Here is a 5,864-nt window from a genome sequence, read left to right on the forward strand (position 1 = left end):
CATGTTCTCGTAGAGCCGGTCCAGGTTGTCGCGGTTCTTCGCCAACCCTTCCGACATGGTGTTCAGGTCGTGGATCAGCGGCGCGAGCTGGCCGTTGTTCTCCAGACCCATCTCCTGCAGCAATCGCGACAGGGCAGCGACGTTGTCGAGCAACTGCTTCAGCAGATCCTGCCGCTTCTGGACGGCGGTGCCGATCGCTTCGCCGCGAGTCAGCAACAGCAGCACGCTGTTCTGATTGTCGGAGACGAGCTGGGACACCTGATCCATGCTCTTCAGCAACGAGTCCACCTCGTCCCGGCGATCGGTGACCACCTTCGCGAGCGCACCGATGCTGTCGAGCGCCTGGACCGCCAGCTGCGGGGACTCACCCATCTGCTGGTCGACCAGGTCCAGCGCCTGGCGAAGTTTCTGCGGATCGAGGCGTTCGATGCGTTCGAAGGAGTTCTTGTACTTCGGGTCCTGGATCACTTTGCTCAGGTTGTACGGCACCGAGGTGTTCTCGATGCGGATGCGGTTGCCGGGCAGCCCCTTTCCGTCTCCCGGCACCAGGTCCACGTGCAGGCGGCCGAGGATCGTCGACATCTTGATGGCGGCACGCGCGTCCGGGCCGAGGCGAAGATCGCGGCGCACCTTCAGATCCACCAGGACCTTGTCGCCGTCGAGCCGAACCGCGTGCACCGCACCGACTTCGATTCCCGACACGTCCACTGTCGCACCGGGACGCAGACCGGCGGCCTGAGCGAATTCGGCGTGAATCGTCCTGTCTCCCAAGCGAGCCTGGGTCAAGACACTCGATCCGATCAGCAGCGCCGCCACTGTGCCCGCCGCGATCAGGCCGAGCCGCAGATATCGATTGCGCAGGAATCCCGGCCAGGGGAAGCCGTTACTCATCGGCACACCTCCGAATGTGAGTTGCCGCCCACCTGGGAGAACAGCCCCGGCGGGAACAGCACGCCCCACAGGGACACGTCGAGGCTGCACAGATACGCGTTGCCGTAGGCGCCGTTGCTGGTGAAGCGGGCGACGCCGTTGAGGACGCCGGGCAGTTCGACCGCGGCCCGGTCCAGGGAAGCGCCGTTGAGCAGCAGCAACGCGACACCGGTGGTGGCGTCGTTCTGCGCCTTCGACAATCCCGGCTTGACCTGCATGATCAGGCGGGTCAGCGAGTCGGTCGTCGCGGCGACGCGGTCGACCGAGTGCTTGAGACTCTCCCCTTGCGAGTAGAGCGCCTCGACCAGCGCCCTGGCCTGGGTCAGCAGCGTCTCCAGCTCGCCGCTGCGGTTGGCCAGACCGCTGAGCACCGAGCTGAGATTGCTCAGGACCTCGCCGAGGATCTCGTCGCGCTGCCCGAACGTGCCCGCCAGCTCAGCGGCCTGGGTGATCAGGCTGCTGAGCGACACCTGGTTGCCCTGCAGGGCTTGGATCAGCGTCTCGGACAGGGAATTGACCTGGTCCGGCTGCAGCACGCTGAACAACGGCTCGAACCCGGACAGCAACGCCGACACGTCGAACGAGGGCTCGGTTCGCTCCAGGGGAATCTGCGCCCCCGCCGCGACCACGGTGCCCGCTTCCTTGCCCGGCGCGAGCGCGATGTAGCGCTGTCCGATCAGGTTCTGGTAGCGCACCAGCGCCTTCGTCGTGGTGGTCAGGCGCTGCCGTTCGTCGATCCGGAAATCGACCCTGGCGCGGTAGCCGTCGGTGAAATCTATCTCGTCGACGCGCCCGACCCGCACCCCCGCCATCCGCACGTCGTCCCCGACGCGCAGGCCGAGGACATCCGAGAAGACCGCCGAATAGCGATGCGTGTCGCCATCGACCGACCGCTGCAAAGTGGACCAGATGGTGAAAGTGAGCGCCACCGCCACCACCGCGAACAAGCTGAAGCCCAGCAGCGCCTTGGCTGATTTCACTTGCGCCCTCCCTCGTCGGCGGCGGTGACGGTGACCGATCCGCCTGCCAGGACCGGACTCAGCAGCAGGTACTGCGCCACGGTCGGCCGCGTTCCGACGATCGCCGCCACGGCGTCGGACCCGCGCAGCGCGATCGGCTGTGCCGGTGCGTGGGGGGCCTGCCCGTCGGGGGCGGCCGGTGCGACCGGGTCCGGCGGTGCGACGGGAGCGGGCGCGGGCGAGAGACCGGGAATGGACGGCAGGCCCGGAATGAAGGGAAGACCGGGAATGGCGGGCAGGCTGGGCAGCACGAGCCCCATGGCGCCCAGCGGCCCCGGCGGTGCCTGCACCGGCGCGGGCCCCGCCGCGTCCAGCCATCTCGGCATCAGCTGCGGCGGATAGTTCTGCTCGGGCGCCGCCTCGGGCACTGTGGCGCCGCCACAGCGGGGGCCGTACAGGTCACCGTACCGGGGGCAGTCCTGTGCCGTGTACTGCTGGAAAGGCGTGAACGACACGTCCATCTTCCACACCATCTGTTTGGCCGGACCGAAGTGGAAGGTGGTAGCCAGCCGTTGCAACGCCACGTTCAGATTGGCGGCCGTGTAGGGAATGGCCTCCGGATCCCTGGCCAGGCTGCCGAACAGGTCGTCCAGGCCGGAGACGAGGAACTTGCCCGCGTCGGGATTGCGGGCGAACAGCGCGTTGACCGAGTCCACCGTCGCGTTTCCGGTGGCGAGCAGGTCGATGAGTTTCGAGCGCCGCTCGGCCAGCGTCCGGGCGGTGGTCACCGATTCCGAGAGCACTCCGACCAGTTCGGGAGCCGACTGGCTCAGCGCGATCGATGCTCGCCCGAGATCGCCGAACAGTGCGTCGATGCCCGGCGTCGCCCTGATCTCGGTCAGCCAGTTGTCCAAGCGCTCCACCGTCGAGCCGGGCACGCGCGCCGCGGGGTCCAGCGCCGCCGAGAGGGTGGCCAGCACCCGGCCCAGTTTCTCCGGCTGGATGTTCTGCAGCACGTTGCGCAGGACGTTCAGCGTGGTCTGCAAGGCCACCGTCTCGCTGCCGGTGTCCTCCGGAATGGTCGCGCCCGCCCGCAGCGTTCTCGTTTCGGGTCCGTTGTCGAGCAGTTCGATCGCGGTGACGCCGAACAGGTTGTTCGGAATCACCCGTGCGGTGACGTTCGCCGGAATCGTCGCGGCGACATCGGGTTTCAGGTCGACGGCGGCCTGCTGCTCGGCGCCGCGGGCCACCACGTCGACTCCCGCCACCCGGCCCACGACCATCCCGCGGAACTTGACATCCGCCCGGCCGGGCAGGCCGTCGCCGGTGCTGGTCAGCACGATGGTCACGGGGACCTTGTCCTCGAAGTACCCGGTGTAGCGCAGCGCCAGCAGGTACAGCAGAACCGCGATCGTGGTCAGCACCGCCAGTCCGGCGAGGGTCAACTGCTTGGCCGTCGGCCCACGGCCGCTGGGATCCAGGATCATGCTCGTCTCACCCCGAAATCCGGAATCCGGGATCGATGCCCCAGATGGTCAGCGTCAGAAAGAGATTCGCGAACACCATCACGACGATCACCATCTTGATGGCACGTCCGGCCGCGACCCCGACGCCTTCCGGGCCACCGGTGGCGACGTAGCCGTAGTAGCACTGGATGAACGTCGACAGCATCACGAACACCACTACTTTGAGCAGCGAGAAGAAGACGTCCGTACCGATCAGGAACTGGAAGAAGTAGTGATCGTAGGTGCCTGCCGCGGTGCCGCCCAGCAAGAGCACCGTGAGCTTGGTGGTCAGGTACGCGGTCGCCAGACCGATGCTGTACAGCGGCACGATGGTCAGGGTGGCGGCGATCATGCGCGTGCTGATCAGATACGGCAGCGGGCGGATGGCGATCGACTCCAGCGCATCGATCTCCTCGGAGATCCGCATCGAGCCCAGTTGAGCGGTGAACCGGCATCCCGCCTGAATCGCGAAAGCCAGGGTGGCGAGGATCGGCGCGAGCTCGCGGGTGGTCGCGAAACCGGAGATCGCGCCGGTCAGCGGCGACATCGTGAGCAGGTTCAGAGCCGTGAACGACTCCATCCCGACGATGATGCCGCCGAACGCGCACAGGATGACGACGACACCGATCGTGCCGCCGCCCACGATGAGCGAGCCGTTGCCCCAGCCGACATCGGCGGTGAGCCGGGCCACCTCACGGCGATAGTGCTTGAGGACGAACGGAATGGCGATCAGCGCTTGGAAGAACGTGATGGCCTGATGCCCCACACGTTGATTGGCGCGGACCGGCCCGAGTGCGGCTTGCCCGACACTGTGCAGCGGTTTCAGCGCCGGGGGTGTGTAACTGCTCGCCATCTTCACACGACCTTCGCGGGAAACAGCGTGTTGTACACCTGGGTCACGATGATGTTGGTGGCGAACAGCATCAGCGCGGAGCTGACCACCGCCGAGTTCACCGCGTTCGCCACGCCCCCCGGGCCGCCGTGCGCGTGCAAGCCGATGTCGCAGGCGATCACCGCGGTCAGCACCCCGAAGATCGCGGCCTTGACCAACGCGATGATCAGGTCGTCGGCCACCGCGAAGGACGCGAACGAGCTGATGAACGAGCCCGGCGTCCCGGACTGGGCGTACACGTTGAACATGTAAGCGGTCGCGAAACCGACGAAAACCACGAAGCCGCAGAGCAATACGCTCACCAGGACCGCTGCCGCGAGGCGGGGCGCGACCAGGCGACGGACCGGGTCGACTCCCATCACCCGCATCGCGTCGATCTCCTCCCGGATGGTTCGCGACCCCAGATCGGCGCAGATCGCCGAACCGACCGCGCCGGCGACCATCAGCGCCGAGACCAGCGGCGCGCCCTGCCGGATGATGCCCAAGCCCGCGACCGCGCCGATGAACGTCGTCGCGCCGACCTGGTTCACGAGAGCGCCGACCTGGATGGAGACCACGACGGCGATCGGGATGGCCACGAACACCGTCGGCGCCGCCGATACGCTGGCCATGAACGCGCACTGCTTGATGAACTCCTGGTAGGGAAACCTTCCCCGCACCAGCGAGACGAACAGTTGCACAATCGCTTCACGGCCCAGAGTGACCTGGCGGCCCAGCGTCTCCAGCGAGCGCTGGGGGTGGCGTCGCCACAATCCCGAGGCGCTGTCGATGATCTTCTCGAGCTCGCCCGGTTCCCTTGGCGGTCGCTCGTCGGCTGGTGTTCGCAGCGAGGCAGTCACCGGTGGCCGTTCCTTTCCGATTTCCCGTCCGCCGCCAGCGGCCGCCCCTCGATGGTGCGGAGCGTGTGCAGTGTTGCACACCTCACAGACGCGGTACAAGTTCTAAGTGATCGAGTATTTCTTCTCTGCCATCTGCCGACGACCCGCCGCTGATACCGACTCCCGCATACAAATATCCTCTGAACTGCAAAGATTCTGTCAAGGGGTAGCGGAAAAGAATCAGTCGAAAGTTGAGCGCAGCTGTAAGTAACTAGCTATTCTTCTCATCTGGCGGCGGCCTGGTCGCGAGTCGACTAGGCGAGACCTTCCAGCCAACGTTGCAGCAGCACCACGAGGGCCACCAGCACCACACAGCCCGCCGCCAGCAGACCGAGCACGGCCACCCAAAGTCCGAAGCGGAGAACGGGATTGACTTTCATCTGCCCACCGAGGATCTTGACCACGATCACCAGAACGTCGATGAGCCATACCAGAGCCATCATCAGGTCATGCACACATTCGCGAAGGTGAGCACCGGCCAGCACACGATCGACCCGAGGAACGACACGACCAGGTCGAGGCCGTGCATATCGCGCAGATGACTGGTGTGGGTAAGGGTCCAGATCACCCCGACCAGCCCATACGGAATACCGATGATGATGAGGGTGCCGAGGAACTCGGACACCTTCATCTCGTAACCGAGTATTCGGTCCAGTTTCTTGAGCATGCGTCGATGCATCCTTTCGCTCGATCCGCGCCG

Annotated in this window: 7 protein-coding genes; all 7 read right to left on the minus strand. The window is 65.9% G+C overall.

The genetic code is table 11. From position 1 onward, the window contains the following. Positions 1–891: MlaD family protein (locus ON27_RS25090; protein ID WP_043732845.1), on the minus strand; the 891-nt coding region annotated here is incomplete at its 3' end. Next, the gene (locus ON27_RS25095; RefSeq protein WP_043732847.1) at positions 888–1,910 is read right to left on the minus strand and encodes an MlaD family protein; all 1,023 of its coding nucleotides are present in this window, start codon (positions 1,908–1,910) and stop codon (positions 888–890) included. The genes ON27_RS25090 and ON27_RS25095, both read right to left, overlap by 4 nt. Next, positions 1,907–3,376, minus strand: a complete 1,470-nt coding sequence (locus ON27_RS25100; protein WP_043732849.1) for an MlaD family protein — start codon at positions 3,374–3,376, stop codon at positions 1,907–1,909. Before ON27_RS25100 ends, ON27_RS25095 begins: the two co-directional genes overlap by 4 nt. Before the next feature lie 7 nt (positions 3,377–3,383). Then, a complete protein-coding gene (locus tag ON27_RS25105; protein WP_043732850.1) occupies positions 3,384–4,247 on the minus strand; it encodes an ABC transporter permease in 864 nt (287 codons plus the stop codon). Positions 4,248–4,249: 2 nt separating this feature from the next. After that, positions 4,250–5,125: an MlaE family ABC transporter permease gene (locus tag ON27_RS25110; RefSeq protein ID WP_373282789.1), complete on the minus strand. Its 876-nt coding sequence runs from the start codon at positions 5,123–5,125 to the stop codon at positions 4,250–4,252. 293 nt (positions 5,126–5,418) lie between these two features. Continuing rightward, entirely contained in the window at positions 5,419–5,604 is a 186-nt protein-coding gene (locus ON27_RS25115; RefSeq protein WP_373282790.1) for a hypothetical protein, read from the minus strand. A 2-nt stretch (positions 5,605–5,606) separates the two neighbouring features. After that, positions 5,607–5,831, minus strand: a complete 225-nt coding sequence (locus ON27_RS25120; RefSeq protein ID WP_043732852.1) for a hypothetical protein — start codon at positions 5,829–5,831, stop codon at positions 5,607–5,609. Positions 5,832–5,864: the final 33 nt, after the last annotated feature.

This window comes from Nocardia asiatica NBRC 100129 (genome assembly GCF_000308415.1).
Taxonomy (GTDB): Bacteria; Actinomycetota; Actinomycetes; order Mycobacteriales; family Mycobacteriaceae; genus Nocardia; species Nocardia asiatica.

Coding starts and splice junctions, on each gene's coding strand:
- ON27_RS25100 (WP_043732849.1), bottom strand. CDS start 3,376: ATGATCCTGGATCCCAGCGGCCGTGGGCCGACGGCCAAGCAGTTGACC.
- ON27_RS25105 (WP_043732850.1), bottom strand. CDS start 4,247: ATGGCGAGCAGTTACACACCCCCGGCGCTGAAACCGCTGCACAGTGTC.
- ON27_RS25115 (WP_373282790.1), bottom strand. CDS start 5,604: ATGGCTCTGGTATGGCTCATCGACGTTCTGGTGATCGTGGTCAAGATC.
- ON27_RS25120 (WP_043732852.1), bottom strand. CDS start 5,831: ATGCTCAAGAAACTGGACCGAATACTCGGTTACGAGATGAAGGTGTCC.